At 67.0% G+C, this 25350-nt stretch carries 27 protein-coding genes and 1 pseudogene; 3 read left to right on the forward strand and 25 right to left on the reverse strand.

What is annotated here, in order from left to right; genetic code table 11:
* Nucleotide 1: 1 nt before the first annotated feature.
* The 7 genes from HMPREF2581_RS07155 to HMPREF2581_RS07185 all read right to left on the reverse strand — a co-directional run bounded on the left by HMPREF2581_RS07155 (nucleotide 2) and on the right by HMPREF2581_RS07185 (nucleotide 5810).
* Nucleotides 2-412, reverse strand: coding sequence for an aegerolysin family protein (locus HMPREF2581_RS07155; RefSeq protein ID WP_003110659.1), 411 nt, complete (start codon nucleotides 410-412; stop codon nucleotides 2-4).
* A 179-nt stretch (nucleotides 413-591) separates the two neighbouring features.
* Nucleotides 592-1326, reverse strand: coding sequence for a GntR family transcriptional regulator (locus HMPREF2581_RS07160; RefSeq protein ID WP_003110658.1), 735 nt, complete (start codon nucleotides 1324-1326; stop codon nucleotides 592-594).
* Nucleotides 1327-1426: 100 nt separating this feature from the next.
* The gene (locus HMPREF2581_RS07165; RefSeq protein WP_003083762.1) at nucleotides 1427-2113 is read right to left on the reverse strand and encodes a FadR/GntR family transcriptional regulator; all 687 of its coding nucleotides are present in this window, start codon (nucleotides 2111-2113) and stop codon (nucleotides 1427-1429) included.
* 48 nt (nucleotides 2114-2161) lie between these two features.
* A complete protein-coding gene (locus HMPREF2581_RS07170; RefSeq protein ID WP_003137006.1) occupies nucleotides 2162-3511 on the reverse strand; it encodes a C4-dicarboxylate transporter DctA in 1350 nt (449 codons plus the stop codon).
* A 229-nt stretch (nucleotides 3512-3740) separates the two neighbouring features.
* The gene (locus HMPREF2581_RS07175) at nucleotides 3741-4328 is read right to left on the reverse strand and encodes a 2-hydroxychromene-2-carboxylate isomerase (protein ID WP_003083757.1); all 588 of its coding nucleotides are present in this window, start codon (nucleotides 4326-4328) and stop codon (nucleotides 3741-3743) included.
* A 24-nt stretch (nucleotides 4329-4352) separates the two neighbouring features.
* Nucleotides 4353-5081 (reverse strand): SDR family oxidoreductase, encoded by a 729-nt coding sequence (locus tag HMPREF2581_RS07180; RefSeq protein WP_003083755.1) that lies wholly within the window; start codon nucleotides 5079-5081, stop codon nucleotides 4353-4355.
* Nucleotides 5082-5336: 255 nt separating this feature from the next.
* On the reverse strand, nucleotides 5337-5810 hold the full coding sequence (locus HMPREF2581_RS07185; protein ID WP_003083753.1) for a winged helix-turn-helix transcriptional regulator: 474 nt from the start codon (nucleotides 5808-5810) through the stop codon (nucleotides 5337-5339).
* Between the two features lie 131 nt (nucleotides 5811-5941).
* On the opposite strand from HMPREF2581_RS07185, the gene HMPREF2581_RS07190 reads away from it, so the two are divergent.
* Nucleotides 5942-6394 carry a GNAT family N-acetyltransferase gene (locus HMPREF2581_RS07190; protein WP_003083750.1) on the forward strand — a complete coding sequence of 151 codons (453 nt, stop codon included), beginning with the start codon at nucleotides 5942-5944 and terminating at the stop codon, nucleotides 6392-6394.
* 39 nt (nucleotides 6395-6433) lie between these two features.
* Here the strand turns inward: HMPREF2581_RS07190 and senC are convergent, their stop codons facing one another.
* The 5 genes from senC to HMPREF2581_RS07215 all read right to left on the reverse strand — a co-directional run bounded on the left by senC (nucleotide 6434) and on the right by HMPREF2581_RS07215 (nucleotide 10520).
* The gene (gene senC, locus HMPREF2581_RS07195; RefSeq protein WP_003083748.1) at nucleotides 6434-7069 is read right to left on the reverse strand and encodes a cytochrome c oxidase copper chaperone SenC; all 636 of its coding nucleotides are present in this window, start codon (nucleotides 7067-7069) and stop codon (nucleotides 6434-6436) included.
* Between the two features lie 25 nt (nucleotides 7070-7094).
* Entirely contained in the window at nucleotides 7095-8009 is a 915-nt protein-coding gene (gene cyoE / locus HMPREF2581_RS07200) for a heme o synthase (RefSeq protein WP_003083746.1), read from the reverse strand.
* Nucleotides 8010-8034: 25 nt separating this feature from the next.
* Nucleotides 8035-9108 (reverse strand): COX15/CtaA family protein, encoded by a 1074-nt coding sequence (locus HMPREF2581_RS07205; RefSeq protein ID WP_003137003.1) that lies wholly within the window; start codon nucleotides 9106-9108, stop codon nucleotides 8035-8037.
* Between the two features lie 64 nt (nucleotides 9109-9172).
* Nucleotides 9173-9751 (reverse strand): hypothetical protein, encoded by a 579-nt coding sequence (locus tag HMPREF2581_RS07210; protein ID WP_003101218.1) that lies wholly within the window; start codon nucleotides 9749-9751, stop codon nucleotides 9173-9175.
* Complete coding sequence (locus tag HMPREF2581_RS07215; protein WP_003119510.1) at nucleotides 9726-10520, reverse strand: SURF1 family protein; 795 nt, start codon at nucleotides 10518-10520, stop codon at nucleotides 9726-9728. Before HMPREF2581_RS07215 ends, HMPREF2581_RS07210 begins: the two co-directional genes overlap by 26 nt.
* Nucleotides 10521-10535: 15 nt before the next feature.
* On the opposite strand from HMPREF2581_RS07215, the gene HMPREF2581_RS07220 reads away from it, so the two are divergent.
* Nucleotides 10536-10745 carry a twin transmembrane helix small protein gene (locus tag HMPREF2581_RS07220; RefSeq protein WP_003110653.1) on the forward strand — a complete coding sequence of 70 codons (210 nt, stop codon included), beginning with the start codon at nucleotides 10536-10538 and terminating at the stop codon, nucleotides 10743-10745.
* A 15-nt stretch (nucleotides 10746-10760) separates the two neighbouring features.
* On the opposite strand, the gene HMPREF2581_RS07225 is transcribed toward HMPREF2581_RS07220, so the two are convergent.
* The 4 genes from HMPREF2581_RS07225 to coxB are packed head-to-tail and all read right to left on the reverse strand — an operon-like array spanning nucleotide 10761 to nucleotide 14950.
* Nucleotides 10761-11648 (reverse strand): cytochrome c oxidase subunit 3, encoded by an 888-nt coding sequence (locus tag HMPREF2581_RS07225; RefSeq protein WP_003083728.1) that lies wholly within the window; start codon nucleotides 11646-11648, stop codon nucleotides 10761-10763.
* A gap of 10 nt (nucleotides 11649-11658) precedes the next feature.
* Nucleotides 11659-12213 (reverse strand): cytochrome c oxidase assembly protein, encoded by a 555-nt coding sequence (locus HMPREF2581_RS07230; RefSeq protein WP_003083725.1) that lies wholly within the window; start codon nucleotides 12211-12213, stop codon nucleotides 11659-11661.
* 10 nt (nucleotides 12214-12223) lie between these two features.
* On the reverse strand, nucleotides 12224-13816 hold the full coding sequence (ctaD, locus tag HMPREF2581_RS07235) for a cytochrome c oxidase subunit I (RefSeq protein WP_003083723.1): 1593 nt from the start codon (nucleotides 13814-13816) through the stop codon (nucleotides 12224-12226).
* Between the two features lie 9 nt (nucleotides 13817-13825).
* Entirely contained in the window at nucleotides 13826-14950 is a 1125-nt protein-coding gene (gene coxB / locus HMPREF2581_RS07240) for a cytochrome c oxidase subunit II (protein WP_003101203.1), read from the reverse strand.
* A gap of 371 nt (nucleotides 14951-15321) precedes the next feature.
* Here coxB and HMPREF2581_RS07245 point away from each other — a divergent pair, with 371 nt between their 5' ends.
* Complete coding sequence (locus HMPREF2581_RS07245) at nucleotides 15322-15960, forward strand: hypothetical protein (RefSeq protein WP_016254346.1); 639 nt, start codon at nucleotides 15322-15324, stop codon at nucleotides 15958-15960.
* Here the strand turns inward: HMPREF2581_RS07245 and HMPREF2581_RS07250 are convergent.
* The 9 genes and pseudogenes from HMPREF2581_RS07250 to vgrG1b form a co-directional block, all read right to left on the reverse strand.
* The gene (locus tag HMPREF2581_RS07250) at nucleotides 15947-17518 is read right to left on the reverse strand and encodes a SulP family inorganic anion transporter (RefSeq protein WP_003136999.1); all 1572 of its coding nucleotides are present in this window, start codon (nucleotides 17516-17518) and stop codon (nucleotides 15947-15949) included. The genes HMPREF2581_RS07245 and HMPREF2581_RS07250 overlap by 14 nt on opposite strands.
* 210 nt (nucleotides 17519-17728) lie before the next feature.
* A complete protein-coding gene (locus HMPREF2581_RS07255) occupies nucleotides 17729-18457 on the reverse strand; it encodes a carbonic anhydrase (protein ID WP_003083701.1) in 729 nt (242 codons plus the stop codon).
* Between the two features lie 375 nt (nucleotides 18458-18832).
* Nucleotides 18833-20065, reverse strand: coding sequence for a TIGR02270 family protein (locus HMPREF2581_RS07260; RefSeq protein ID WP_003136996.1), 1233 nt, complete (start codon nucleotides 20063-20065; stop codon nucleotides 18833-18835).
* Nucleotides 20066-20074: 9 nt separating this feature from the next.
* Nucleotides 20075-20995 carry a beta propeller repeat protein gene (locus HMPREF2581_RS07265; protein WP_003136994.1) on the reverse strand — a complete coding sequence of 307 codons (921 nt, stop codon included), beginning with the start codon at nucleotides 20993-20995 and terminating at the stop codon, nucleotides 20075-20077.
* 10 nt (nucleotides 20996-21005) lie between these two features.
* On the reverse strand, nucleotides 21006-22097 hold the full coding sequence (locus tag HMPREF2581_RS07270) for a PAAR-like domain-containing protein (RefSeq protein ID WP_003136992.1): 1092 nt from the start codon (nucleotides 22095-22097) through the stop codon (nucleotides 21006-21008).
* On the reverse strand, nucleotides 22097-23134 hold the full coding sequence (locus tag HMPREF2581_RS07275; protein ID WP_003136990.1) for a 3-oxoacyl-ACP synthase: 1038 nt from the start codon (nucleotides 23132-23134) through the stop codon (nucleotides 22097-22099). The genes HMPREF2581_RS07270 and HMPREF2581_RS07275 overlap by 1 nt, the downstream gene beginning before the upstream one ends.
* Nucleotides 23131-24243: a DUF2169 family type VI secretion system accessory protein gene (locus HMPREF2581_RS07280; RefSeq protein WP_016254347.1), complete on the reverse strand. Its 1113-nt coding sequence runs from the start codon at nucleotides 24241-24243 to the stop codon at nucleotides 23131-23133. Before HMPREF2581_RS07280 ends, HMPREF2581_RS07275 begins: the two co-directional genes overlap by 4 nt.
* A gap of 16 nt (nucleotides 24244-24259) precedes the next feature.
* A complete protein-coding gene (locus tag HMPREF2581_RS07285) occupies nucleotides 24260-24709 on the reverse strand; it encodes a DUF6484 domain-containing protein (protein WP_003136987.1) in 450 nt (149 codons plus the stop codon).
* A 27-nt stretch (nucleotides 24710-24736) separates the two neighbouring features.
* Nucleotides 24737-25350: pseudogene (gene vgrG1b / locus HMPREF2581_RS07290) on the reverse strand (type VI secretion system spike protein VgrG1b); the annotation flags it as partial.

A 25350-nucleotide genomic window follows, 5' to 3' on the forward strand; every position in this document is an offset into this window, starting at 1 on the left:
GTCAGGAGAAGCGGCCGAGGGTCAGGGTGACCTCGCCGATATCCGTGCCCGTGGCGTTGCCGCCGCTGGTGATGCCGGCATAGTCCGCCGATGCCGGCGTGAAGCCCCAGGTGTTGGTGGCGCCGGATTTCCACGGGTCATCCCAGCTGAAGGTGCCCATCTTGGTGTTGCCGTCGTAGCAGTCGAAGCTGCCCTGGGTGCCGGACGAAGCGTTCTCCCGTCCGCAGGAGGCGATCCATTGCGGGCTGCCGGCCTGCACGTTCATGCTGCTGACTTCCTCGGTGGAAATCTCGTCGTCCTTGTTGGTGTAGCGGTAGAACTTGCCCCATTGCAAGGTGGCGTTGCGGATGCCCACCGTGCCGATGGATTTGGATACCACGACCTTCACTGCGATCCATTCTGCGTATGCCATGTCGATCTCCGTTAACCATGCGTTCACAGCTTCCTGTAGGACGTCACGGACAGGACCGGGCGCTCACAACGGACCCTTGGCTACTTCGACCAGCACGGCGCCATCCCTGACCCGCTTCACTATAGGCTGGCCACCAGCCACCACCGCCTGCCAGATCTGGTAGGCGGCGGCCGGGGAGGTCAGGCCCTCCGGCGTTTTTCCCCACGAGGGGCCTTCATGCCGAATGCCTCGCGCAGGTCGGTGGTAGGTGGCGGCAGGAAGCGCATGCGGGCGAACAGGCCTCGCAGGTAAGCGTCCATCAGCGCAGCCGCCGCCGCGCTGTCGCCGTCCTCCAGGGCATCGAGCAAGGCGCGCTGCGCGGCGCAGGCCTCGGCGGTATAGACCGCCCCCTTGTTCAGCGCGATGTCCAGCGAGGCGCGTGCCACCAGGCCGCGGACGAAACCCTGCAGCAAGGGATTCTCGGTCAGTTCGGCCAGGCGCAGGTGGAAGCGCCCGGCGAGACGGATCAGCCCGGCGCTGTCGCGGGCCGCGAGGCAAGCCTGCTCCTCGTCGACCAGCGCCCGCAGCTCGGCAAGGGCGGCGGGATCCAGCCCCGCGGGCAGTTGCCGCACCACTTCGCTTTCCACCAGCAGGCGCGCGTCCAGCACCTGCCGCGCCTGGCGCTCGTCCGGGCGGGCGACGCTGGCGACCTCCTTCGGCGGCATCACCACCGCGCCGTCCTCGGCGAGACGGGTGAGGGCACGCTGGATGGTGCCGTTGCTGACCCGGAAGATCTGCCCGAGGGTTTCCTTGCTCAGCTTGGCGGCCGGCGCCAGGCGCTTTTCCAGGATCGCCGTGTAGATGCTTTCGTAGACGAAATGGCTGGTGGGGCGCAGCGCGGCGCCCTGCTGGGTACGTGCGTCGAATCCGACCATGTTCACACCTGTCGAGTCGTGCTTGTGGGCCATCGCAGGCCGCGGACGAAAGCCGTCCGGGCGCCGCGACGGACCCGGGTTGGAACCCTGGCGCGGGCGATCAGACCTGCGGCAAGCGCAGGTCGATGTTCAGGCGCGCGCCTTCGTTGAGGATGTGCTGGCGCATCGCCTGGCTCGCCCGCTCGCTGTCGTGCTGGCGGATCGCGCGGAGGATGGCGTCGTGTTCCTGGAGGATCTCCTCGGCGTATTCCGGCTGGCGGCGGACCAGGTTGTCGCTGCGTTCCAGGGCGCTGCCGATCTGTTCGGAAACGCTGAGGAAGATCGGGTTCGAGGTGAGCTTCACCAGGCGCCGGTGGAAGGCCGTGTAGGCCTCCACCAGAGCCTGCGGGTCGCCATCCTCGACCGCTTCGCGCAGGTCCAGCAGCAACAGCCGCAGTTCGCTGATCTCCGCCGCCCCGGCGCTCTGCGCGACGATGCCGACGATGAACGGCTCCAGCGCATAGCGCAGTTGCAGGACGTCTTCCATGGTCGCCTCGCCGGGCGCCGCGACCTCGCGCAGCGGCTCGCTGCGTTCGAGGACCATCACGCCCTTGCCCGGCAGCGAACGGACCACGCCCAGGGTCTCCAGGACCATGATCGCCTCGCGCAGGCTCGGCCGGCTGATTTCCATCTGCTCAGCCAGCTCGCGCTGGCCGGGCAACATCTGGCCGGCGACCCAGCGACCCTGCTCGATGGTGTCGAGCAGGCGCTGGGCAACCGCGTTGACCAGCTTGGACGAAGAAAACATGTCGCCTCCCTTTACTTGCCAATCGGACGTGCAACGCGCCTCGGCGCGTCAGCCATGCAGCTTGCCTTCCCCGGCCACCGCGCTGCGCTTGAGCGGCTCGCCGTCGGCCTTGGCCGGCGCCTCCAGGCGCCCGTCGAGTATGGCCTGCGCGCGCGGCATATCGATGTCGTTTTCCCAGCGGGCGATGGTCACGGTGGCCACGCAGTTGCCGATCAGGTTGGTCAGCGCGCGACCGATGCCCATGAACCAGTCCACCGAAAGCACCAGCACCAGGCCGGCCACCGGGATCGCCGGCACCGCGGTGAGGGTGGCGGCGAGGATCACCAGGGCCGAGCCGGGAATGCCGTGGGCGCCCTTGGAGGTCACCAGCGAAACCAGCAGGATGGTGACCAGGTCGGTCATCGCCAGCGGCGTGCCGGTGACGTGGGCGATGAACACCACCGCCAGGGTCAGGTAGATCGAGAATCCATCGAGGTTGAACGAGTAGCCGGTGGGAATCACCAGGCCTACCGTGGAGCTGCGGATGCCCATGTGCTCGAGCTTGCGCATCACCTGCGGCAGCACCGCGTCGGAGGAGGCGGTGCCCATCACGATCATCAGCTCTTCGCGGAAGTAGCGCAGGAACGGCAGCATGCGCACCCCGGAGAGACGCAGGACGCTACCGAGCACCGCCATGACGAAGACCAGGCAGGTGGCGTAGAACACCAGCACCAGCGCGCCCAGGTGGCTGAGCGAGTCGACGCCGTAGCGGGCGGTGGTGAAGGCCACCGCGCCGAACACGCCGAGCGGTGCCAGGCGCACGATCATGCCCATGATGCGGAACACGATGTGGCTGAATTCGTTGATCAGGCGGGCCACGCCGCTGGCCTGCTCGCCGACCAGGTTCAGGGCGCTGCCGAACAGCACGGAGAACAGCAGGACCTGGAGGATGTCGTTCTCGGCGAAGGCGCTGAACACAGAGGTCGGGATCAGGCCCATGAGGAATGCCACGGGGCCATGGATTTCCTGGGTGCGCCCGGTATACAGGGCGACGTCGCCGGCGGGCAGTTCGTTGAGATGGATGTTGGCGCCGCTGCCCAGGCCCAGGCTGTAGGCGACCACCAGGCCGAGGACCAGGGCGATGGTGGTGAGGATTTCGAAATAGATCACCGACTTCAGGCCGATGCGGCCGACCTTCTTCAGGTCGCCGGCGCCGGAGATGCCGTTGACCACCACGCAGAAGACGATCAGTGCGATGAGCATCTTGATCAGCTTGATGAAGCCATCGCCCAGCGGCTTCATCTGCACGGCCAGGTCGGGAATGCCGACCCCGCAGATGACGCCTATCACCAGGCCAATCACGACTTGCAGGAATATCGAGCGGGAACAGCGCTTGATGAACATCGCAGGAGTCTCCATTCGGCGCTTCCATCGGGCCTCGCGGAGGCGGGCGATGAACGCATTTTTATTGTGGTATTACCGGTCTGACCAGTTCAGCCTATACGCAAAGAAGTCGGCCTGACAAGCCGCTATCGGCGGGCGCGACGAATGGCCAGGAACCGCGGCACGCGCGGGCCGCAGCCGGGAGAAGGGCGCTCGGATGGCGCAAGGCGGCGGGCCAGAGCGGCTCGCCGCGGGGAAGGGGAGGTCAGCCGGCAAGGGCCTCGGCGACGAAATCGAGGCGATCCTGGCCGAAGAACAACTGGTCGCCGACGAAGAAGCTGGGCGCGCCGAAGACGCCGCGCCGCACCGCCTCTTCGGTGGTCGCCTTGAGCCCCTCCTTGACCTGCTCGTCGCCAACCAGGCGGAGGAACTCATCCGGATCGAACCCGGCCTCCGCCAACACCTGGGCGACCACCTCGGGCTTGCCGAGGTTCTGCTGTCGTACCCACAACGCTTCGAACACCGCTTTCAGGTAGGGATGGAACCCTTCGCCGCCGAGATAGCCCTGGGCGCCGCGCATCAGCGTCAGGGTGTTGATCGGGAAGGCCGGGTTGAAGGCCAGCGGCACGCCGTAGCGTTTCGCATAGCGCGCCAGGTCGTGGAGGGTGTAGCGCCCCTTGGCCGGCACCTCGATCGGCGAATGGTTGCCGGTGGCCTTGAACACGCCGCCCAGCAGCATCGGCCGCCAGGCGATGCTCGCGCCATGGGCGGCGGCGATGCGCGGCAGTTGGGTCCAGGCGAGGTAAGTGGTGGGACTGCCGAAGTCGAAGAAGAACTCGATTTGCTTGCTCATGCGTGGCTCTTTCCGTGGCGGGGATCAGAAGGTTTCCATCCAGGGGCGCAGGTCCAGTTCGTGTACCCAGCAGTCGCGCGGCTGGCAGTGGATCTGCCAGTAGGTCTCGGCGATGTGCTCGGGATCGAGGATGCCGTCCTGCTCCTTGCGCTTGTACAGCTCGGGCAGGGTTTCGCGGATGAAGTCGGTGTCGATGGCGCCGTCGATGATCGGGTGGGCGACGTGGATGCCCTTCGGCCCCAGCTCGCGCGCCATGCTCTGGGCCAGGGCACGCAGGGCGAACTTGGCGCCGGAGAACGCGGCGAAATGCGCGCGGCCGCGCAACGAGGCGGTGGCGCCAGTGAAGATGATCGTTCCGCGCTGCCGCGGCAGCATCACCCGCGCCGCCTCGCGGCCGGTGAGGAAGCCGCCGAAGGCGGCCATCTCCCAGACCTTGCGATAGACCCGTTCGGTGGTTTCGGTGATCGGGAACCAGACGTTGGCGCCGACGTTGAAGATCACCGCCTCCAGCGCACCGACCTCACCCTCGATGCGGGCGAAGAGGTCGATCACCTGCTGCTCCTGGCGTGCGTCGCAGCCGCAGGCCAGGGCCTCGCCGCCTTGGTCGCGGATGGCCTGCACCAGCGGCTCCAGCTTCTCCGCGTTGCGCCGGGCGACGCACGCCACGTAGCCCTCGCGGGCGAACCGCCGGGCGATGGCGCCACCGGTGGCGTCGCCGGCGCCCATTACCAGAACCGCTTTGCGCTGGGTCATTGCAGAGGCCTCTCTTGTTAGTTCTTTTTTAGAACCCAATAGAGACGATAGTTAGTTCTTAAAAGGAACTTGTCAACTGGCAAGGGCTCGAGTGATATCCGCGCACCAATTACTCTGCCTGTCCCGGCCTGCCCGGCACGTCCTCTCCCTGAAGAGCGGGGACCGGTCGGCGGAGCCTGGTACGACAGCGTCCTTCCTGCCGTAACGCCATCGGCGTTATCCGCCGATTCGCGTCGGCGGCCAGGCCTGGAACGCTCAGCCGCGCCGCAGCAGGCGCCCCTTCCAGAACAGCCCCTCGCGTACCGTCACGTCCCGCGCGTGCAGCGGCTCACCGCATTCGGAACAGACCAGCACGCCATGCATGTGCTGGCCGCAATGCTTGTGCACATGCTCCAGCGGCGGCCCCTCGACGCCGGCGAGGTGGCGGTCGCCCCAGTTCACCAGGGAAAGGATGGCCGGGTACAGTTCCATCCCTTTCTCGGTAAGCCGGTACTCCTCGCGCAGCGGCCGTTCCTGGTAGGGCACCTTGGCCAGTATCTCCGCTTCGACAAGGCGCTTGAGGCGGTCGGCGAGGACGTGGCGGGTCACGCCGAGGCTGCGCTCGAAGTCGTCGAAACGGCGCACGCCGAGAAAGCAGTCGCGCAATACCAATAGGGTCCAGCGATCGCCGAGGATCGCCAGCACCCGCGCCAGCGAACAGGGTTGTTCGCTCAGTTCTTCCCAACGCATGAGACACCTCCAGCCGTTCGGCAAAGGATAGCCGCGTGGGTTCTGAAACGAAACCGACCGGCCACGCCTTTCCAGCGGCCCGCCGCCCATGGCATAACCGCGTTCCTGTCCCCTGTCCCGGAATCCCGACCATGTCGCTCGACTGGACCTGCAAGCACCACGCCGACCTCACCCTGAAGGAACTCTACGCACTGCTGCAATTGCGCACCGAGGTCTTCGTGGTGGAACAGAAATGCCCCTACCAGGAAGTCGACGGCCTCGACCTGGTCGGCGATACCCATCACCTGATGGCCTGGCGCGACGGCCAGTTGCTCGCCTACCTGCGCCTGCTGGACCCGGTTCGCCACGAGGGCCAGGTGGTGATCGGCCGAGTGGTCAGTTCCTCGGCCGCGCGCGGCCAGGGGCTTGGTCACCAGTTGATGGAACGCGCGCTGCAGGCGGCGGAGCGCCTCTGGCTGGATACCCCGGTGTACCTCTCGGCCCAGGCCCACCTGCAGGCCTACTACGGCCGCTATGGCTTCGTCGCGGTCACCGAGGTCTACCTGGAAGACGACATCCCGCACATCGGCATGCGCCGGGCCTGAGGCCCGGAGCGCCGCGGACGGTGGGGGGAGGGAAGGGAATCAGGCCTGCGGCTTGAGCACGCCGGGCAGTTGGGCTTCCAGCTTGGCGTTGTTCAGCGGCGCGCGGATGAAGCCGTGCTGCTCGCCGTCCGGACCGATGATCACCAGGTTGCCGCTGTGGTCGACGGTGTAGTTGGGCTTGCTGGTGTCGGCGGGGATGTAGGGGATGCTCATGGCGTTGGCCAGCTTCTGGATGTTCTCCGGAGTACCGGTGAGCCCCTGGAAGCCGGCGTTGAAGTAGCCCAGGTATTGCTTGATCTGCTGCGGCGTGTCGCGGTTCGGATCGACGCTGACGAATACCACCTGCAGGTCGTCGCGCACCTCCTGCGGCAGCTTGCCCTGCAATTCGCGGAGCTGGGCGAGGGTGGTCGGGCAGACATCGGGGCAGAAGGTGTAGCCGAAGAACAGCAGGTGCCAGCGACCCTTGAGACTGGCGGTGCTGACCGCCTGGCCGTCCTGGTTGGTGAACTCCAGCGCCGGCACCTTGCGCGTCTGCGGCAGGATCACGATGCCGGCGTCGAGCAGCACGGTGGGATCGGCCTGGCGCTGGGCGGTGAGCACCTTGTGCACGGTGAGGCCGAGGACCAGGGCGACCAGGGCGACGAGGACGAGGACGGTCTTGTTGACTCGAGTCATGGGTGGGCAAGGCTCTAGAGTGGGATCAGAGAAGCAGCTTCAGCGGCAGATAGTGGTCCACCAGCAGCGCCATGAACAGCAGGAACAGGTAGACGATAGAGTACTTGAAGGTCTTTATCGCCGCATGTGGCCGGCTGTCACAGTAGAGCGCCCAGGCCCAGTCGAGGAAGCGCGCGCCCAGGGCCAGGGCGCAGAGCAGATAGACCAGCCCGCTCATGTGGATGACGAACGGCATCAGGCTCACCGCGAACAGCACCAGGGTATAGAGCAGGATGTGCAGCTTGGTGTAGCGCTCGCCGTGGGTCACCGGCAGCATCGGGATGTCGGCCTTGGCGTATTCGTCCTTGCGGTGGATGCATAGCGCCCAGAAGTGCGGTGGGGTCCAGGCGAAGATGATCAGTACCAGCAACAGCGGCTCGGCGCTCAGGTGGCCGGTGATGGCGACCCAGCCGAGCAGCGGCGGCGCCGCCCCGGCGAGCCCGCCGATGACGATGTTCTGCGGCGTGGCGCGCTTCAGGAAGCCGGTGTAGAGCGCCGCATAGCCGAGCAGCGAGGCGAGGGTCAGCCAGGCCGTCAGCGGGTTGGTGAAGGCCAGCAGCACGGCCATCCCGGCCAGCGCCAGGAGCAGCGCGAAGCCCAGCGCCATGCTCGGCGACACCCGGCCCTCGGCCAGCGGCCGCTTGTGGGTCCGCGCCATGATCGAGTCGATGCGCCGGTCCACCACATGGTTGACCGCCGCCGCCGCGCCGGCACAAAGGCCGATGCCGAGGTTGCCGAAGATCAGCACCTGCCAGGGCACGAAGCCATCCAGCGGCGCCTTGGTGGCGAGCAGCATGCCGATCAGCGAGGTGATCAGCATCAGCACCACGACCTTGGGCTTGGTCAGTTCGAGGAAGTCGCGCCAGGTCGGCTGGCTGTGGCGATCGATGACGGTGGCCATATCCTTACCTCCATCCTTCTGTCTGTCAGGCGGCCTTCAGCCGCGAACCTTGCGCCGGCGGCAGCGTGCGGCGCACGCGCTGCGGCGACGGTGCCGGCGCGCGGACGCTGGCCGGCGCGCGCAGGCGATAGTTGACCAGCACCAGGCTGAGCAGCAGCAGGGCGCCACCGCCGTTGTGCGCCACCGCCACCGGCAGCGGCAGGTGCAGCAGCACGTTGCTGATGCCCAGGCCGATCTGCAGCGACAGGCCGAGCAGCATCAGCGCGGTCGGCCAGACCAGGCCGCTGCGCTGCAGGCGCCAGGCGAGCAGCAGGAGGACCAGGGTCACGCACAGCGCGCCGATCCGGTGGGTCATGTGGATCGCCGTGCGCGCGTCGCTGTCGAGCTGGCCGCCGAGGTAGTTGGGGCCGATGTGCTGGGTCAGGTGGAAGCCGTTGGCGAAGTCCATCCGCGGCCACCACTCGCCATGGCAGGTGGGCAGGTCGATGCAGGCCACCGCCGCATAGTTGCTGCTGACCCAGCCGCCGAGGGCGATCTGGCCGATCACCAGGAACAGGGCCAGCCCCGCCAGGCCGCGGGTCGCCGCCGGGTAGCGCCGCGCCGCGAAGCGTCCGGAGAGGCGCAGGGCGAGGAGAAAGAGCAGCGCCAGGGTGGTGAAGCCGCCGAGCAGATGGGCGGTGACCACCTGCGGCCAGAGCTTGAGGGTCACCGTCCACATGCCGAAGGCGGCCTGCGCGATCACCACCGCGAGCAGCAGCAGCGGCAGCTTCAGCGGTTGGCCGTCGCGCCCGCGGCGGACCAGCGCATGCAACGCCAGGCCAAGGATGAGCAGGCCGAGGGCGCCGGCGAAATAGCGGTGGATCATCTCGTTCCAGCCCTTCTGCGCCTCCACCGGGGCGTCGGGGAAGTGCAGTTCGGCGTGGGCCAGTTGCGCCTCGCTCAGCGGCACGTGGACGAAGCCGTAGCAGCCTGGCCAGTCCGGACAGCCGAGGCCGGCGTGGGTCAGCCGGGTATAGGCGCCGAGCAGGACCACCACGGCGGCCAGCAGGGTCGCCAGCACGGCGACGGTGAAACCGGGTTTGCGGGTTGCGCCTGACATTCGCGGGCCCCTTTTTCTTGTCGTTCTGTCCTCATCGGGCCGGGAACCGCGCCGGCCACGCCGATCAACCGATATGCGAGAGCTTGAGCAGCAGTTGCACGTCCTTCAGCAGCTTCTTGCCGTTGGCCTTGGCGTCGTAGCGCAGCACCAGGTTGCCGTGCGGGTCGACCACCCACAGCAGCGGCCGCTCGCCGCCGCCGGCCTTGTCGTACAGGGCCGGGTCCAGGCCGTAGCGCTGCAGGCGCGGGTAGTCCTGCCTCACCAGGTTGGCGAAGTCCGCCGGCAGCTCGCCGCTGGCGGCCAGGGCGTGGCCGGCGCGCGAGGCTTCGCGGCCGAGGGCGATGTTGACCTGGCGGGCCAGGTAGACCAGTTGCTGGCAGTCCTCGCCGCAAGTGCCCGGCGCGGTCACCAGCAGTTGCCACTGCTCGCCCTGGCTGCGTCCCTGCACGCCGAGGTCGGCGGGGGTCTGGCCGTTGCCGATCAGCGCGCCGCTGTAGCTGCGCCCCTGTGGCACCCAGAAATTCCATTTGTACATGGCGCTGGCGAGCAGCATCGGCCCCACCACCAGGCCGATGATCGCCAGCAGTTGCAGGCGGCCGCGGGCGCGGCGCGGACGTTCAGGCATCGGAATCGCGAGACTCATGGTTTTTCTCCCGTGCGCGGCGCACACCGAGGTAGAGATAGAGGGCGAGCAGGGCCGTCGCCAGGGCGAACCACTGCACGGCGTAGCCGGTGTGCCGCTCCGGCGGCATCGAGACCAGGGGCCAGTCGGTGTCGAAGCTGGCGTCGCCCGGTTCCAGGCGGATTTCCCAGGGCAGCCCGGCGCGACCGAAGGCCTGCCACAGCGCCGGGATGTCGAGCTGGGTCACCAGGCGCGGCCAGCCGCCGGCCGGCGCGTCGGCCAGGTGCAGGCCGCCGGGTGGCGGCAGGTAGGTCCAGGCGTCGAGCAGGAGGACGCGGTCGGGGGTTTCCAGCGTCGGCGGCGAACGTCGGTCAGTCCATGCGACCCAGCCGCGGTTGACCAGCAGCCAGAGGCCGCTGGCCTGGTCGTAGAAGGGTTGCAGCACCTCGACCCCGGCCTGCCCGTTGCGCAGCCGGTTATCCAGCAGCAGCGTATGCCGCTCGTCGAAGCGGCCGTGCAGGCGCACGCGGACGTACGCCGGGTCGCGCAGCCCCTCTAGCTGCCCGGGCGACACCGGCTCGGCGCCGCGCCGGGCCTCGTAGCTGGCCAGCAGGGCGCGCTTCTCGTCGGCCCGCTGCAACTGCCAGGTGCCCAGCCAGAGCAGCACCGGCAGCAGGCCGAGGACTACCAGGGTCGGCAGCAGGCCGGGGCGGAACGCGCCACGCATGCTGCGTCTGTCATTGCGTCCGGCCTCCCCGAGGCGCTGGCTATACTGCATGAATCCCCCCATCGCCGGAGTCCCATCATGTTGAAAGTGGCGATCGTCCTGCTACTGCTGGCTACCCTGGTGAGCCTGTTCAGCGGCCTGTTCTTCCTGGTCAAGGACCAGGGCCATGGTTCCCGCGTGGTCAATTCGCTGACCGTCCGCGTGGTGCTCGCCGCGGCGACCCTGGCGCTGGTCGCCTGGGGCTTCTACAGCGGCGAGCTGAACAGCCACGCGCCCTGGCATTTCTGATTCCCCCGGTGGCGGTCAGATCACGTAGACGAAGATGAACAGGCCGATCCAGACCACATCGACGAAGTGCCAGTACCAACTGGCGGCCTCGAAGCCGAAGTGGTGCTCGGCATCGAAGTGACCGCGCAGGATGCGGATCAGCATGATGCTGAGGATCAGCGCGCCGAGGGTCACGTGGGCGCCGTGGAAGCCGGTGAGCATGAAGAAGGTCGAGCCGTAGATACCGGCGCCGAGGGTCAGGCCCAGCTCGTTGTAGGCGTGCACGTACTCCTCGGCCTGCAGGATCAGGAAGGCGATCCCCAGCAGCACGGTCAACGCCAGCCAGGCCTTGAGCGGGCCGCGCTTGTTCTTCTTCAGGGCGTGGTGGGCGAAGGTCACGGTGAAGCTGGAGGTGACCAGCAGGATGGTGTTGATCAGCGGCAGCTTCCACGGCTCGATCACCGCGCTCGGCGGCGGGAACAGCTTCGGGTCCGGGGTCTGCAGCAGCGGCCAGCTGTACTGGAAGTTCGGCCAGAGCATGTGCGCCACGCCCTTGGCACCCTCGCCGCCGAGCCAGGGACCGGCGAAGTGGCGGACGTAGAACAGCGCGCCGAAGAAGGCGGCGAAGAACATCACCTCGGAGAAGATGAACCAGCTCATGCCCCAGCGGAACGAGCGGTCCATCTGCGCACTGTAGAGTCCGGCGCGGCTCTCGCGGATGACGTTGCCGAACCAGCCGAACAGCATGTAGGCGATGATCAGCCCGCCGACGAAGAAGATCCACGGGCCATGGGATTCCTTGTGGCCGGCGGTGAGGTCGTTGAACCAGGTACCCAGGCCGAACACCGTCACCAGCAGGCCGATGCTGGCGATGATCGGCCACTTGCTCTGGGCGGGGACGTAATAGTGTTCGTGGCTTGCCATGTTGTTCTCCTTATCGTCCCGCAACCGGTACGGGCGGCTTCCGCGCAGTGATATCGAAGAGGGTGTAGGCCAGCGTCACGTGCCGCACATCCTTGGGCAGATCGCGGTCGACGATGAAGCGCACCGGCATCTCGATGCTCTCGCCGGGTTGCAGCACCTGCTGGGTGAAACAGAAGCATTCGGTCTTGTGGAAGTAGGCGGCGGCCTCGGCCGGGGCGATGCTCGGGATGGCCTGCGCGGTCATCGGCTTGTCGCTCGGGTTGCGCGCGTAGAACACCATCTGGTTCACCGCGCCGGGATGCACCACCAACTGGTCGCCGGCGGAGCGGAACTCCCAGACCATGTCGATATTGTTCGAGGTCATGAACTGCACCTTCACCTCGCGCCCGACATCCACCTGCTGTTCGCCGCTGTAGGCGCTGCCGGCGGTCTTGCCGTTGATCCCCAGGGCGCGGCACATCACGTCGTAGAGCGGCACCAGGGCGAAGCCGAAGGCGAACATCAGCACGGTCACCAGCAGCAGGCGGCCGACCAGGCGGCGGGTATCGACCTTGGCATCGCTCATGGCGCGCTCCTCACTTGACCTCGGGCGGGGTGCTGAAGGTGTGGTAGGGCGCCGGCGAAGGGATGCTCCACTCCAGGCCCTCGGCGCCGTCCCAGGGCTTGGCAGGGGCCGGCTTGCCGCCGCGGATGCACTTGATGACGATGAACAGGAACAGCAGCTGGGTGGTGCCGAACATGAAGGCGCCGATCGACGAGACCATGTTGAAGTCGGCGAACTGCAGGTTGTAGTCGGGGATCCGTCGCGGCATGCCGGCGAGGCCGACGAAGTGCATCGGGAAGAACGCCAGGTTCATGCCGATGAAGCTCATCCAGAAGTGCAGCTTGCCGAGGGTCTCGTCGTACATGTGGCCGGTCCACTTCGGCAGCCAGTAGTAGGCCGAGGCGAAGATGCCGAAGATCGCGCCGGGCACCAGCACGTAGTGGAAGTGGGCGACCACGAAGTAGGTGTCGTGGTACTGGAAGTCCGCCGGGGCGATCGCCAGCATCAGTCCGGAGAAGCCGCCGATGGTGAACAGGATGACGAAGGCCACGGCGAACAGCATCGGCGTCTCGAAGGTCAGCGAACCCTCCCACATGGTGGTCACCCAGTTGAACACCTTCACCCCGGTGGGCACCGCGATCAGCATGGTGGCGTACATGAAGAACAGCTCGCCGGTGACCGGGATGCCGACCACGAACATGTGGTGCGCCCAGACCACGAAGGAGAGGAAGGCGATGCTGGCGGTGGCGTAGACCATCGAGGTGTAGCCGAACAGCGGCTTGCGCGCGAAGGTCGGGATGATCGCACTGACCGCACCGAAGGCGGGCAGGATCATGATGTACACCTCGGGGTGGCCGAAGAACCAGAACACGTGCTGGAACAGCACCGGGTCGCCGCCGCCGGCGGCGCTGAAGAAGCTGGTGCCGAAGTGGATGTCCATCAGCATCATGGTCACCACGCCGGCCAGCACCGGCATCACCGCGATCAACAGGAACGCGGTGATCAGCCAGGTCCAGACGAACAGCGGCATCTTCATCAGGGTCATGCCCGGGGCGCGCAGGTTGAGGATGGTGGCGATCACGTTGATCGCGCCCATGATCGAGCTGATCCCGGCCAGGTGGATGGCGAAGATGAAGAAGGTCACGCTGTGCGGGGCGAAGGTGGTCGACAGCGGCGCGTAGAAGGTCCAGCCGAAGTTGGGACCGCCGCCGGGCATGAACAGGGTGCTGACCAGCAGGCCGAAGGCCGCCGGCAGCAGCCAGAAGCTGAAGTTGTTCATCCGCGGCAGGGCCATGTCCGGCGCGCCGATCATCAGCGGGATCATCCAGTTGGCCAGGCCGACGAAGGCCGGCATCACCGCGCCGAAGACCATGATCAGGCCGTGCATGGTGGTCATCTGGTTGAAGAACGCCGGCTCGACGATCTGCAGGCCGGGCTGGAACAGCTCGGCGCGGATCACCATGGCCATCGAGCCGCCGAGCAGGAACATCATGAAGCTGAACCACAGGTAGAGGGTGCCGATGTCCTTGTGGTTGGTCGTCAGCACCCAGCGCATCAGGCCCTTGGCCGGTCCGTGGTGGTGGTCGCCGGCATGGTGGTCGGGCGTATCGATCACAGCACTCATGGCGGTCTCCTATTGTTGTTTCTGCTTGTAGGCGACGACGTCTTTCGGGGTGACCATGTCGCCATCGTCGTTGCCCCAGGCGTTGCGCTCGTAGGTGATCACCGCGGCCAGGTCGACCTCGTTGAGCTGCTTGCCGAAGGCCGCCATGGCGGTGCCGGGCACGCCGTTGAAGACCACTTCCAGGTGGTGCTCCTTGGGCCCGGTGACGATCTTCGAGCCCTTCAGCGCCGGGAACATCGGCGGCATGCCCTGGCCTTCGGCCTGGTGGCAGGCGGCGCAGATGGTGTGGTAGACCTTGTCGCCGCGCGCGACCAGTTCTTCCTTGGTCCACTCCTTGCTGGTCAGTTCCTTGACTTTCGCCGCCTCTTCCTTGCGCTTGGCCAGCCACTGGTCGAACTCGGCCTTGGGCTTGACGTCGACCACGATCGGCATGAAGCCGTGGTCCTTGCCGCACAGCTCGGCGCACTGGCCGCGGTAGATGCCGGGCTCGTCGACCTTGGTCCAGGCCTCGTTGACGAAGCCGGGGATGGCGTCGCGCTTGACCGCGAAGGCCGGCACCCACCAGGAATGGATCACGTCGCTGGAGGTGATCAGGAAGCGCACCTTGGTGCCCACCGGCAGCACCAGCGGCTCGTCCACCTCCAGCAGGTAATGCTCGTCCTTCGCCTGCCGGTTGTGGATCTGGTCCTGCGGGGTGGCCAGGTTGCTGAAGTACTCGACGTCCTGGCCCAGGTACTTGTACTGCCACTTCCACTGGTAGCCGGTGACCTGCACGTCCAGCTCCGGCTCGGAAGTGTCGTAGATGTGGATCAGGGTGCGGGTGGCGGGCACCGCCATCACCACCAGGATCACGAACGGCACCACCGTCCAGAGGATTTCCACCGTGGTGCTCTCGTGGAAATGCGCCGGCTGCTGGCCGGTGGAGCGGCGGTGGACGATCATCGACCAGAACATCGCGCCGAAGACCAGCACGCCGATCACCACGCAGATCCAGAAGATGGTCATGTGCAGGTCGAAGACGGACCGGCTCACCTCGGTAGCGCCCGGGGCCATGTTGACCGTCCAGGCGGCATTCGCCTGGCTGATCGCCGAGAGCAAAAGGAAGCCCATCCAGACTCGTGGATGTCGCAGCATTCGGGTTCCCCTTATCGTTGTTTTTATCCCGCCGGCAGACGCCAACGGCCAAGGGGTGGACCGCCAAGACAACGAACTTTGACCGTCGCACCTCGGCACACAGCAAGGCAGGCCGGGTTCATCAGGTTCAGCATTCGAGTGGGAGTATAGACAGCGGCTGCGACATAACAACGCAGCGTAAAAACGTCGCTGGAAAGTGCCGATTCTTCTCTAAAAGCCGCGAGCGGCGTGGCTTTGCAGGCGAATGGTGGCCGCCTGATATATCATCCTCGCATAACCACGAAGCGATTATGACAATCGCGTCTTAGCCGGCGCGCGCCGCCGGCTATGTTTCTCCTCTTCTTCACCATCCCCGTTGTATGGGAGAACCCATGAACACCGCTGCCCTCCGTGAACTCATCCAGCAGGCGCACCTCAGCGAAGCCCGCCACGGTCACCTGGCTGATCTGATAGCCAGCTGCCTGCCCCGCCTGCATCGCACCATCCAGCCGCAAGGCGAGAACACGGAAGACATACTCACCCGCTTCGTCCACGCCTACGTCGAACAGGTACCGGACCTGCTCGACGCCGCCAACAGCGTGGCCCGCGAAGCCGGCATCGAGGAACGGATCAAGCCGGTGCTGAAGGTCGCCGAGCAGTTCTTCCTCACCCCGCCGGCGTTGCTCGCCGGCCACGACGGCCTCGACGCCCTGCTCGATGAGGCCTACCTGGCGCACCGCCTGGTGGAAGAAGTGAACGACCGCTACATCGCCCACTTCGGCCAGGCGCTGATCCCACTGGACACCACCGTGGCCAACCTGGTGGCCCACCAGTTGATCGGCGAGCCCTTCGCCAACCGGCTGGACGAAGCCGTCCACCATGCAGTGGAGAACATGCTCGACGCCACCACCTTCGACGCCGACTCGGCCCGCGCCTACCGCGAGAACCTGAAGAACCCGCGGGTGGTCGCCGCCTGGCAGCAGTGGCCGTGCCTGTCGAAGCAGCTCGGGGTGGAACTCAGCCTGGGCTGACCGCCCCGCCATTGCGCGCGCCGCCCAACCCGACGCTGCCGCGCAGGCGCCCTTCCAGGCGACGCTTCAAGGCGCGCGGTTCGATCACCAGGCGCGAGCCCTGCACCGGTGCCATCCGCCCCCAATCCTCGAGCAGCTCCATGCAGGCATGGTCGACATAGCTGAGGTTATCCATCGGTACGTGCAGGGTGGTCCCCGGCTTGACCTCGTCGAGCACCCGCGACAGCGCCGGCACCTTGAGGAAAGTCGCGGCGCCGCTCAGGCGCAGCTCGGCTTCATGCTCGCCGGTGTAGCGCAGGGCGATCTTCAGCCGCGCCGCCTTCAGCACCAGCTTCAGCAGGGTCAGGGCGAAGCCCACCAGCACGCCGGTCAGCAGGTCGGTGAAGACGATGGCCAGGGCGGTGGCCGCGTACACCAGCATCGGCATCCGGCCGTAGCGAGAGAGGTTGCCGAGGGCCTTGAAATCGACCAGCTTGACCCCGGTATAGACCAGCACCCCGGCCAGGCTCGCCACCGGAATCTGCCGCAGCAGGCTGCCGAGCAGGAGGACGAAGGCGAGCAACCAGAGGCCGTGGAAGATCGCCGAGGCGCGGGTTCGCGCACCGGCGTTGACGTTGGCCGAGCTGCGTACGATCACCCCGGTCATCGGCAGCGCGCCGAGCAGGCCGCAGAGCATGTTGCCGACCCCCTGGGCGGACAACTCGCGATCCATGTCCGAGCGCGGGCCGTCGTGCAGGCGATCCACCGCCGCCGCCGAGAGCAGGGTCTCCGCACTGGCGATGAAGGCCACCACCACCGCCGCCAGCAGCAGGGAGGGATCGGCCAGGGCCAGCAGGTCGACCGGGCGTAGCCAGTCGATGGCCTCGCCGAGGTTGGCCGGTACCTCGACCCGTCGCACGTCCAGCGCCAGCCAGAGGCTGGCCAGGGTCGCCAGGCTCACGCCGAGCAGCGCGCCGGGTAGGAAGCGCAGGCGTTGCGGACGCAGCTTGTCCCAGCCCCACATCACCGCGATGGTGCCCAGCCCGAGCAGCGCCGCGTCGAGGCCGCTGTCCATGCCCAGCGAACCGAGCGCGGCGAACGCCGCCTGGGGGAATGCCAGCAGGTTGTCGAGGCCGGACGCCTTGGGCGCCAGGTCGAGCATCACGTGCAATTGCGAAAGGACGATGAGGATGCCGATGCCGGCGAGCATCCCGTATACCACCGCCGGCGAGGTGACCCGGAACCAGCAGCCCAGGCGCAGCCGCCCGGCGAGCAGCTGGATGGCGCCGGCGAGCAGCAGGATCGGCCCGAGCATGGCCACCCCGTAGGTACGCACCAGTTCGAAGACCAGCACCGCGAGGCCGGCCGCCGGGCCGCTGACCTGTAGCGGCGAGCCGGCCAGGAAGCCGACCACCAGGCCACCGACGATGCCGGTGAGCAGGCCCTTGGCCGGCGGCATCCCGGAGGCGATGGCGATGCCCATGCACAGCGGCAGGGCGACGAGGAACACCACCACGGAGGCCATCAGGTCCCGCGGCAACGTGTCCCGGAGGGACGGAAACACCTTTGAAACATGCATGGCACAGTTCTCCTGCGAATTTTTTCCACGACGAGGGAGCGACGCCAGGACCAGGCCCGGCGCCGGTTGTGTGTGCGCAGTGTGTTTTTTCTTGTAATAGCGACCCGTTCAGCCCCGGAACGGGGCTTCCCAGAGGTCGTCCATGGCAGGAACGGCGAAAGGTGACGCGAAAACGCTGTTGTTATCCGGCGGCCCGCACGGCCGCCGCTATCACGAGTTCAGGTAGCGCGGCGCGGGCGTGGCCATCGGCACCGGATGCTCGCCGTCGAGGGGCAGGAAGCGACCCTGCTTGGCGTCGTAGGCGCGGATCTGCGCACTCTCGATGTCGTACACCCAGCCGTGGATGAACAGTTGCCCGCTGGCCAGGCGCGAGGCCACCGAGGGGTGGGTGCGCAGGTGATCGAGCTGGGCCACCACGTTCTCTTCGGTGAGCACCCCGAGGGTGTCGTGGCTGGCGCCGCAGTCGCAGTTGTCCGCCACCACCGTGCGCGCCACCTCGGCGTGCCGCAGCCAGGCCTTGACCGTCGGCATGCGTTCCAGGGTCTGCGGGTCGAGCACGGCGCGCATCGCCCCGCAGTCGGAGTGGCCGCAGACGATGATGTGGTGCACGCCCAGCGCCAGCACGGCGTATTCGATGGCGGTGGAGACGCCGCCGTTCATCTGCCCGTAGGGCGGCACCACGTTGCCGACGTTGCGGGTGACGAACAGGTCGCCGGGGGAACTCTGGGTGATCAGCTCGGGAACGATGCGCGAATCCGCGCAGGTGATGAACATCGCCCGCGGCCGCTGGCTATTGGCGAGCTTCTTGAACAGCGCCTGCTGCTCGGGAAAGACCTCCCGGCGGAAATGCTGGAATCCATCGACAATCCTTTTCAATGCGTCGTCAGCGCTTTCCTGCTCTGGAGAATCGGACTTAACGCCCCGCATACGGTCTGGCATGGTTCGGAACCTCGATGAATGGATCGATTGAATTTTCCCACGTCTGCCGACGCTTTCCCCATAGGAAAAAGGCACAACAAACGCAGAGCGACCTACGTGACCGATCGGTCACTTCTGGTGCTCAACGCTAATGCCCGAAGCTTAACCATAAATTAAAAAATCCCTCTATCTCGCACGTTGCCAGCTTTTTTCACGATATTTCCAGAGGATGTCGACAGGCTATCATGGCAAACGAGTGGCATTTCCATTCGCCCCGCATAAGTGGTGAAAGGTTTCAGTCAACCGGTTGGCTACGTGCAGGGAAATTCGTCGAATGGGAAAACCCGGCGCACCGCGCCAGCGGCCATGACCTGGCCGCCCGGTGCCAGCCAGCTATCAGAACAGGTCCAGTTGGCGGCGCACCGGCGCACCGGTGGGGAACAGCGGCAGGTTCGGCACGAAGCGCGCCAGCAGGCACGCCGCAGCCATTCGCTGGCGTTGCTGGCCGTTGCGCAGGACCTGGCGGCAGCGCGCCTCGCCCAGAGGTTCGCCGAGCAGGTAGGCGCGCCCGGCGACGAAGCGCGCGCCGTTGTCACGCCACCAGGCGGAGACTCGCTCCGCCTCCGGCCAGGTAAGGTTCTCGTCGTCGTCGAGGGCGACGTTGTCGTCGTCGGGATCGTCGTTGGGGCCTGGGTCGTAGTCGGGCAAGGCCTCCAGCTCCAGGTCGAGCAACGCCAGGTCGGCGCCGGTGATCAGGCTGAAGGCCTCGCCGGCGACCCGCGCCAGACTCTCGTCGCGCATCTGCTGGATCAGCCAGGGCACCGCCACCGGATCGCCGAACAGGCCGGTGGCCTGGATGCCGATCCGCCGCGTGTCCGCCGCCTGCATCAGTTGGCGAATCCAGGCCATGCTGGTGTCACGCGGCTGCCAGGCGAGCAGCACCATGGTCGCCGGCAGCTGGAACGGGCCGGGCTGCCCGGCGAACGCACGCAATGGCCCTAACGCCTCCTCGTCGCCCATCTGCGCGGTGGCCCAGTTGGCCCAGAAGCGCAGGCTCGGGTCGTCGTGGGCGCGGTAGGCGCGGATATTCGCCATCAGGTCGCGCCGACGCAGTTCGCCGGCGGTGCGCGCGGCGCGCGCCAGCACCGCCGGGTCGGCGTGGCCAAGGGCGGACAGCAGCGCCGGCCCCGGGTCATGCCGGTGCATGCCGCAGGCGGCCAGGCCAATGGCGCGGAACAGCGGCTCGGGCGAGGCCAGCAGGCGCTCCACCCAGGGCCGCGCCTGGCCCCAGTCGAGCCAGCCGAGGGCTGCGGCGAAACCGCGCCGGGCTTCCGGAGACGCCGCAAGACAGGCGCGCATCCGTCCGATCAACGCATCGTCTCCTGCCTGCATGGCCAGCACCGCGAGGGCGAACGCCTCGCCCTGGGCGTGCGCGTCGAGTTGCTCGAGCAGGGCGTCATGGCCGGCCTGGCCGGCGATCGCCAGGCCGTCCAGGTGCGCCTCGATGCGCTGATCGAGCTCGGCGAGCTCCTCCAGGTCGTAATGGGGCGCACGCACGGCGTAGTCGCGGAGCAGGGCAAGGAAGGCGGCTTCCTCGGCGTGCTGGTCGAGCACCACGGAAGTCAGCATGGGCGCAACTCAGGTGAGGTCATGCCAGACGCTCCCGTCGTCGCTCCAACACTGGTGCTTGCGACCGGTGGACAGGAGAATGCCGTCGCCGGCATGCAGTTGGCCACAGGTCACCGGCCCGCAGAGGCGCATGTCCACCTGCTGCGGGACATGGTGTGCATCGAGCCGATAAAGCGCATTGCTGGTAGCCAGGTAGATGTCGTCGTTGAAGTACTGGACGTCCCATATCTGCGCGTCCAGCCCGGTCTCGACGACCTTCCAGGCACTCGCCGAGCCGATCATCAGAAAGCCGTTCTTGCCCGCCACCACCACGCGGCGGTCGGGAAGCATGTGCACCGCATTGAGGATTACATTGGTTGGGCTGTCCAAATGCTCCCAGCGTCCATTGCCGCAACGCCACACCTCACCGGCGTAGCCCACGGCATACAGGTCCGCTTCGTCGAGGCCATGGATAGCGTTGAAGCCGACGACATCCATCAGCTCGCGGTCCTGCAGCGTCCCCGCATCCTTTCGCTGCCACGCGCCCGACGGGTCGCGACGGTAGACCTGACGGCCCATGCCCACCGCATAGACGCCATCGCCGATGCCCTGCAGGTCGCGCAGGACGCCGTACACATCCGGCCCTTCACCGGCCGGCCAGATCGGCGCCTCGCTATCGCCGTTGGCGGTGCCGTAGCCCATGTGCCCATCCGGCCCCATGTAGATCAGCTCGATGCCGCCACCACGCGGAACCTTCTGGATCGCCATGCGCGTGCAGTACCAAGCCAGGTTGAACGCCGCTGGCGGCGGCGACGAGAGATTCCACTTGATCAGGGTGGCGTTGGCCGCTCCCTGTTCGGTCAACTGATCGATCTGGGCCACCGCGCGGATCGTCGTGCGGCTCTGCACCACGCCATGCAGATAGCTGAAATGATTTTTCTCGAACGACACTTTCTACTCCTTACAGTGAACCGCCGGCCGCCGACATGCCGCTCATCGCCCCGATTTCCGCCTGCAGGGCAGCGGTTTGCTTGGCGTCCAGCGTACCCACCGAGCGTGTCCCCGCCTGCGGGTCGGTCCTGAGCGGCGTGCTGTCGGTCACCCCACAGCGTTCCTTGTGATAACTGTCCAACTGAGCCGCGGTGCACTTGTCGTTGCACTGTTCGTTCACCGCCTTGTTCGCCTTGACCCCGGCGTTGCGCGCATCCGCGTAGGTCCAGCCGCCGGACTTCTCGTGGTGCTTGGCCTCCAGAGCCTGCTGGAAGGCATGGTACTGGCCGTGTTCGCCCGCATGCCGGGGCCCTTCGGCGCACACGCAGGGCGACTCGGTGTCCTTGTACGGCTGCTTGCCCGCAGGCGCGTTGAAGAACATGCTGTCGCCCTCGCCGCGCTTGCCCACCTCGTAGAAGCAATGCGCCTCGATCAGGTGGTGCGGCTGTTCGCCGGGACAGCAGCCGATGCCGCTCTTTCTCTTGCCCTGGTTGTAGGAAACCAACAGGCATTTCCTGGCTTTCTTGCAGCCATCGTCGGCGCACTTCTCCGCCTTGGTCTTCTTGCCGGCGCAAGCCGTCTTCTCCTTCTGCACGTCCTCCTCGCAATCCTTGTGCAGCGCCATGGTCTGTTTGTCGGAATAGATCCAGGGTGGCGTATTGCCGGGAAAGGACGCGTGGTTGTGGGTGGTCAGGTCGAGGTGGCGAACCACGTTCTTGCTTTCGAACTTGACGTTCATCGACCAGGAGGTGAAGTACACCTTGCCCTTGATTTTGCTGGTGACGATGCCCTTCTTCGGCGCCCGCCCCGGCTCGTCGCCGTAGCTGGTCTTGTAGTAGCTCTTGTTCTTCAGCATCACCTCCTTGCGGGTGATGCGAATGGTCCGGGTGCCTTTGGTGGTGTCCTTGGACAGGCCGGTATTGGGGTAGGGGATCGGTACCCCCAACGGCGTCGGCGGCGCCTGCGGCGGGGTGAAGCAGACATCCGGGAAGGCCGCGATGGACTTGCCGCTCGCCGCCTTGCAGGAGATCTCCATGTTGTTGGCGTACACCTCGTTGGCCATCAGGCAGCCCTCACCCGTCGATAGCTGAGCAGCGCGGCGGCGCGTTCGCCGGCATCGTTGCCCAGGTGGCAGAACACGTTCGGCCCGTCGCCGTAGCCCTTGCACGAAGCGGCCAGGGCCACGGCGAGCAACGCCGGACCGATGGCGGCGCCGCATTCGCCGATGCAGTCGGCGGGGTGCCAGAGGTCGAACTTCGGCTTGAGCACGCGCAGGTTGCGACTCAGGGTCAGCGAGGCCTCCTTGAAGTAGTACTGCTCGCCGGAAATGTCGGTGAGCCGGTAGTCCATCTGCTCCAGGCCGCAGCCAGCCTCGGCGAGGGCGGCGCGCACGGCCTGGGTCAGGCCGTCGGCGCGCAACGGCAGGTCCTCGCTCTCCACCGTGGCCTTCTCGATGCCGAAGCCGAGGCCGATGCAGAGCAGCTGCGGCGCCTCCTCGTGGAGCGGCGCGGCGACCAGCACGGCGGCGGCGCCCTCGCCGGGAATGAAGCCGTTGGAGTTCTGGCTGGTCAGCAGCCGCTCGCGGGCCTCGTAGGCGGCCAGGGTCGGGCCGCTGACGAAGGAGTCGACGCCGGCCACCAGGACCTGCCGGCAGCCGCCCTGGATCAGCTTGCGCGCGTTGAGCAGGGCCACCGCGCCACCGACCCGGCCACGGGCGATGAGTGCCGAGGAGGGATGGAAGCGTCGTCCCAGCTCGCCTTCCAGGTCACGCAGGAAAGACTCGTCGAGCCCCGCGCAGCGTCCGGGACGGTCGCCCTCGGCGACGCAGAGCAGCAGCGGCAGCTCCGTGCAATCGAGATCGGGCTGGCCGCGCAAGGCCTCGTCGATGGCTCGCGCAGCCATCTTCAGCAGCTTGGCGCGGCCGCGCCAGGGCTGCTCCAGCGGCACGCTGGCGGCAAGCAACCATTCGCCGCCCTGGTCGATGAAACGGGTTTCCTGGAAGTTGTCCAGGGCGCAGCGGATCGCCGCGCAGCTGGCCGGCGCGCTGAGGCCGACCGCGCTGACCATGCCGGAGGCGACGATGCTCAGGGCCTGGCTCATGCCTCGTCCTCCTCGGCCTGGCGGCTGCGTGCCAACGCGGCAAGCGAGGGGTAGTAGTCCTTGCCCAGCTCGCGGGCGCGCCACCAGGCGGCGGACTTGCTGCCGACCAGCACCTGGGCGATCTCGAACAGGTTGCGCTTCAACGGCCGGCGAATGCGCCAGGTGACTTCCACGCGACGGGCGTCGCAGTCCACCAGCAGGGTATCGATCCGTGCCTGCGCGGTTTCGTGGCCACCCTTTTTCAGGAAGAAGGTAACCGGCACCTCCCTGCGCGGCACGCGGAAGGCCGCGCGCTCCTCGCCGGTGAGGTTGAGCAGCAGGACCTCCTCGCCGCCGCGCAGATGGTCGGTCCACTGGTCGGCCGGCGCGGACTGGAAGTAACGCTCGTCGAAATCGGCGGGCAGGAACGGGAAGCGCTCGGCCAGCCAGGCGTCGTCGTAGCGGCCGGCAAAGCCGACCCGGGCCTGCCAGTGGCGACCGAGCGGGCCGAGCGCCATCGGCGTGAAGCGGCCGTGGGGGCTGTCCACCGGCTCGCCGAGTTTTTCCGTGGCCGGCATCGGCGTGCCGACGATCTCGGCGGTGTCGGCGCTGCGCGGAAACCAGCCACATCCGGCCGGATTGGCCATGTAGCAATCCATGAAATCAGGGTTGTCCGGCGAGGCATGGCTGCCGCCGAAGGCACTGGCGTAGGAAATGTCCTGGCGCTGGAACGGCTGCGCGACGCCCGCGCCGGCACCGAGCAATCCCGGTTCCCACTGGCGCGGCCCATGCACCGCCAGCGCCTTGCTCACCCGGCCGACGCGGATGCCCGCGGTCAACTGCTGTACCGGCCGCCCGCCGGGCGCCTGGGCGCTGCCCAGCACCAGCACATCGCAGAACGGCTTGAAGGGAACGAACTCGCACTCCCGGCGCGGCGCGGAAAGCCCCGGCTCGCCATAGAATTCATCGACCATCAGCAGCGCCTGCTGCTCGTCCAGCAGGCGCGCCTCGCGACCGTCCAGCGGCAGGTCGAAACTGCCCTTGGCGATCACCACCAGCGACTCCCGGCCTTCGGCGTCGAGCCCCTGGTTGTAGGCGGCGGCCAGCGGGGTGGCGTTCAACAGTTCCATGTCCGGCCCGCCGCGCTCAGTTGATCTGCACCGAACCGCCCTTGATCCGGTTGACCCCGGTGGAGCGGCTGGAGAGGTAGGCGCCATGGATGATCACCTTGCCGGCGCGGGTCAGGGTGATGCTGGCCTTGCCGCAGCGCAGGACGATCTCGCGTTCGGCACTGAACTCCAGGCGCTCGCCGTCCAGTTGCGCCAGCGCTTCCTGCGGCAGGCGCTGGATGCGGCCGATCAGCAGCGGCTGGCGCGGATCGCCGGCGACGAACATCAGCGCTACCTGGGCGCCGATGTCGGCGCGACTGAGCTGAGTGGTGGTGGCCGCCGCCAGGCCGTGCTCGCTCGGGCAACCGGGATAGGCGACCACCGGAGCGGCGGCGTCCGGCACGTCGAGGAGGACGCCGATGACCACGCCGTCCAGGCGCGCGGGAAGGGCCGTCGTGGCCCCAGGTAGATGGATCTCGACACTCATGCGCTGACTCCCTGGCTCTGCGCCGCTTCAGTTCTGGAGGATCTTGCGTCCCTTCACCACCACGTTCTTGTCGGCCTTGATGTTGATCGCCCCGGATCCGTCGATGGTGATGTTCTTGCCGCTGATGACGATGCTGCCGTCCTTCTTCATGCGGATGCTGGCGGCACCGGTGACCAGGGTGATCGAGTCGCCGGCATTGAGCGTGAAGCTCTTGCCCACGTCCAGGCTATCGTCCTTGCCCACCGAGGTATCGCGGCCCTGGCCGACGCTGCGCGACTCGTTCTTGCCGATGCTGGTGCTCTGGTTGCCGCCTATGTCGATGGTCTCGTTGGCGCCCACCGACTCGCTGCGGTCGGCGCCGATGCTGATCGTCTCGTTGTTGCCCACCGACTCGCTACGGTTCGCGCCGATGCTGATGGTCTCGTCGTTGCCGACGTCCTCGGTGCGATTGGCACCGATGCTGATCTTCTCGTTGCTGCCGACCTTCTCGGTGCGGTCGACGCCGATGCTGATGGTCTCGTTGCTGCCGACGTCCTCGGTGCGGTTCGCGCCGATACTGATCTTCTCGTTGTTACCGACCTTCTCGGTGCGGTCGACGCCGATGGTTATGGTCTCGTTGTTGTCCACGGTCTCGGTGCGAT

Origin of the sequence: Pseudomonas sp. HMSC057H01 (genome assembly GCF_001836405.1) — a bacterium.
In the GTDB taxonomy this organism is placed as follows: domain Bacteria; phylum Pseudomonadota; class Gammaproteobacteria; order Pseudomonadales; family Pseudomonadaceae; genus Pseudomonas; species Pseudomonas aeruginosa.

Coding starts and splice junctions, on each gene's coding strand:
- HMPREF2581_RS07155 (WP_003110659.1), bottom strand. CDS start 412: ATGGCATACGCAGAATGGATCGCAGTGAAGGTCGTGGTATCCAAATCC.
- HMPREF2581_RS07160 (WP_003110658.1), bottom strand. CDS start 1,326: ATGGTCGGATTCGACGCACGTACCCAGCAGGGCGCCGCGCTGCGCCCC.
- HMPREF2581_RS07165 (WP_003083762.1), bottom strand. CDS start 2,113: ATGTTTTCTTCGTCCAAGCTGGTCAACGCGGTTGCCCAGCGCCTGCTC.
- HMPREF2581_RS07170 (WP_003137006.1), bottom strand. CDS start 3,511: ATGGAGACTCCTGCGATGTTCATCAAGCGCTGTTCCCGCTCGATATTC.
- HMPREF2581_RS07175 (WP_003083757.1), bottom strand. CDS start 4,328: ATGAGCAAGCAAATCGAGTTCTTCTTCGACTTCGGCAGTCCCACCACT.
- HMPREF2581_RS07180 (WP_003083755.1), bottom strand. CDS start 5,081: ATGACCCAGCGCAAAGCGGTTCTGGTAATGGGCGCCGGCGACGCCACC.
- HMPREF2581_RS07185 (WP_003083753.1), bottom strand. CDS start 5,810: ATGCGTTGGGAAGAACTGAGCGAACAACCCTGTTCGCTGGCGCGGGTG.
- HMPREF2581_RS07190 (WP_003083750.1), top strand. CDS start 5,942: ATGTCGCTCGACTGGACCTGCAAGCACCACGCCGACCTCACCCTGAAG.
- senC (WP_003083748.1), bottom strand. CDS start 7,069: ATGACTCGAGTCAACAAGACCGTCCTCGTCCTCGTCGCCCTGGTCGCC.
- cyoE (WP_003083746.1), bottom strand. CDS start 8,009: ATGGCCACCGTCATCGATCGCCACAGCCAGCCGACCTGGCGCGACTTC.
- HMPREF2581_RS07205 (WP_003137003.1), bottom strand. CDS start 9,108: ATGTCAGGCGCAACCCGCAAACCCGGTTTCACCGTCGCCGTGCTGGCG.
- HMPREF2581_RS07210 (WP_003101218.1), bottom strand. CDS start 9,751: ATGAGTCTCGCGATTCCGATGCCTGAACGTCCGCGCCGCGCCCGCGGC.
- HMPREF2581_RS07215 (WP_003119510.1), bottom strand. CDS start 10,520: ATGGGGGGATTCATGCAGTATAGCCAGCGCCTCGGGGAGGCCGGACGC.
- HMPREF2581_RS07220 (WP_003110653.1), top strand. CDS start 10,536: ATGTTGAAAGTGGCGATCGTCCTGCTACTGCTGGCTACCCTGGTGAGC.
- HMPREF2581_RS07225 (WP_003083728.1), bottom strand. CDS start 11,648: ATGGCAAGCCACGAACACTATTACGTCCCCGCCCAGAGCAAGTGGCCG.
- HMPREF2581_RS07230 (WP_003083725.1), bottom strand. CDS start 12,213: ATGAGCGATGCCAAGGTCGATACCCGCCGCCTGGTCGGCCGCCTGCTG.
- ctaD (WP_003083723.1), bottom strand. CDS start 13,816: ATGAGTGCTGTGATCGATACGCCCGACCACCATGCCGGCGACCACCAC.
- coxB (WP_003101203.1), bottom strand. CDS start 14,950: ATGCTGCGACATCCACGAGTCTGGATGGGCTTCCTTTTGCTCTCGGCG.
- HMPREF2581_RS07245 (WP_016254346.1), top strand. CDS start 15,322: ATGAACACCGCTGCCCTCCGTGAACTCATCCAGCAGGCGCACCTCAGC.
- HMPREF2581_RS07250 (WP_003136999.1), bottom strand. CDS start 17,518: ATGCATGTTTCAAAGGTGTTTCCGTCCCTCCGGGACACGTTGCCGCGG.
- HMPREF2581_RS07255 (WP_003083701.1), bottom strand. CDS start 18,457: ATGCCAGACCGTATGCGGGGCGTTAAGTCCGATTCTCCAGAGCAGGAA.
- HMPREF2581_RS07260 (WP_003136996.1), bottom strand. CDS start 20,065: ATGCTGACTTCCGTGGTGCTCGACCAGCACGCCGAGGAAGCCGCCTTC.
- HMPREF2581_RS07270 (WP_003136992.1), bottom strand. CDS start 22,097: ATGGCCAACGAGGTGTACGCCAACAACATGGAGATCTCCTGCAAGGCG.
- HMPREF2581_RS07275 (WP_003136990.1), bottom strand. CDS start 23,134: ATGAGCCAGGCCCTGAGCATCGTCGCCTCCGGCATGGTCAGCGCGGTC.
- HMPREF2581_RS07280 (WP_016254347.1), bottom strand. CDS start 24,243: ATGGAACTGTTGAACGCCACCCCGCTGGCCGCCGCCTACAACCAGGGG.
- HMPREF2581_RS07285 (WP_003136987.1), bottom strand. CDS start 24,709: ATGAGTGTCGAGATCCATCTACCTGGGGCCACGACGGCCCTTCCCGCG.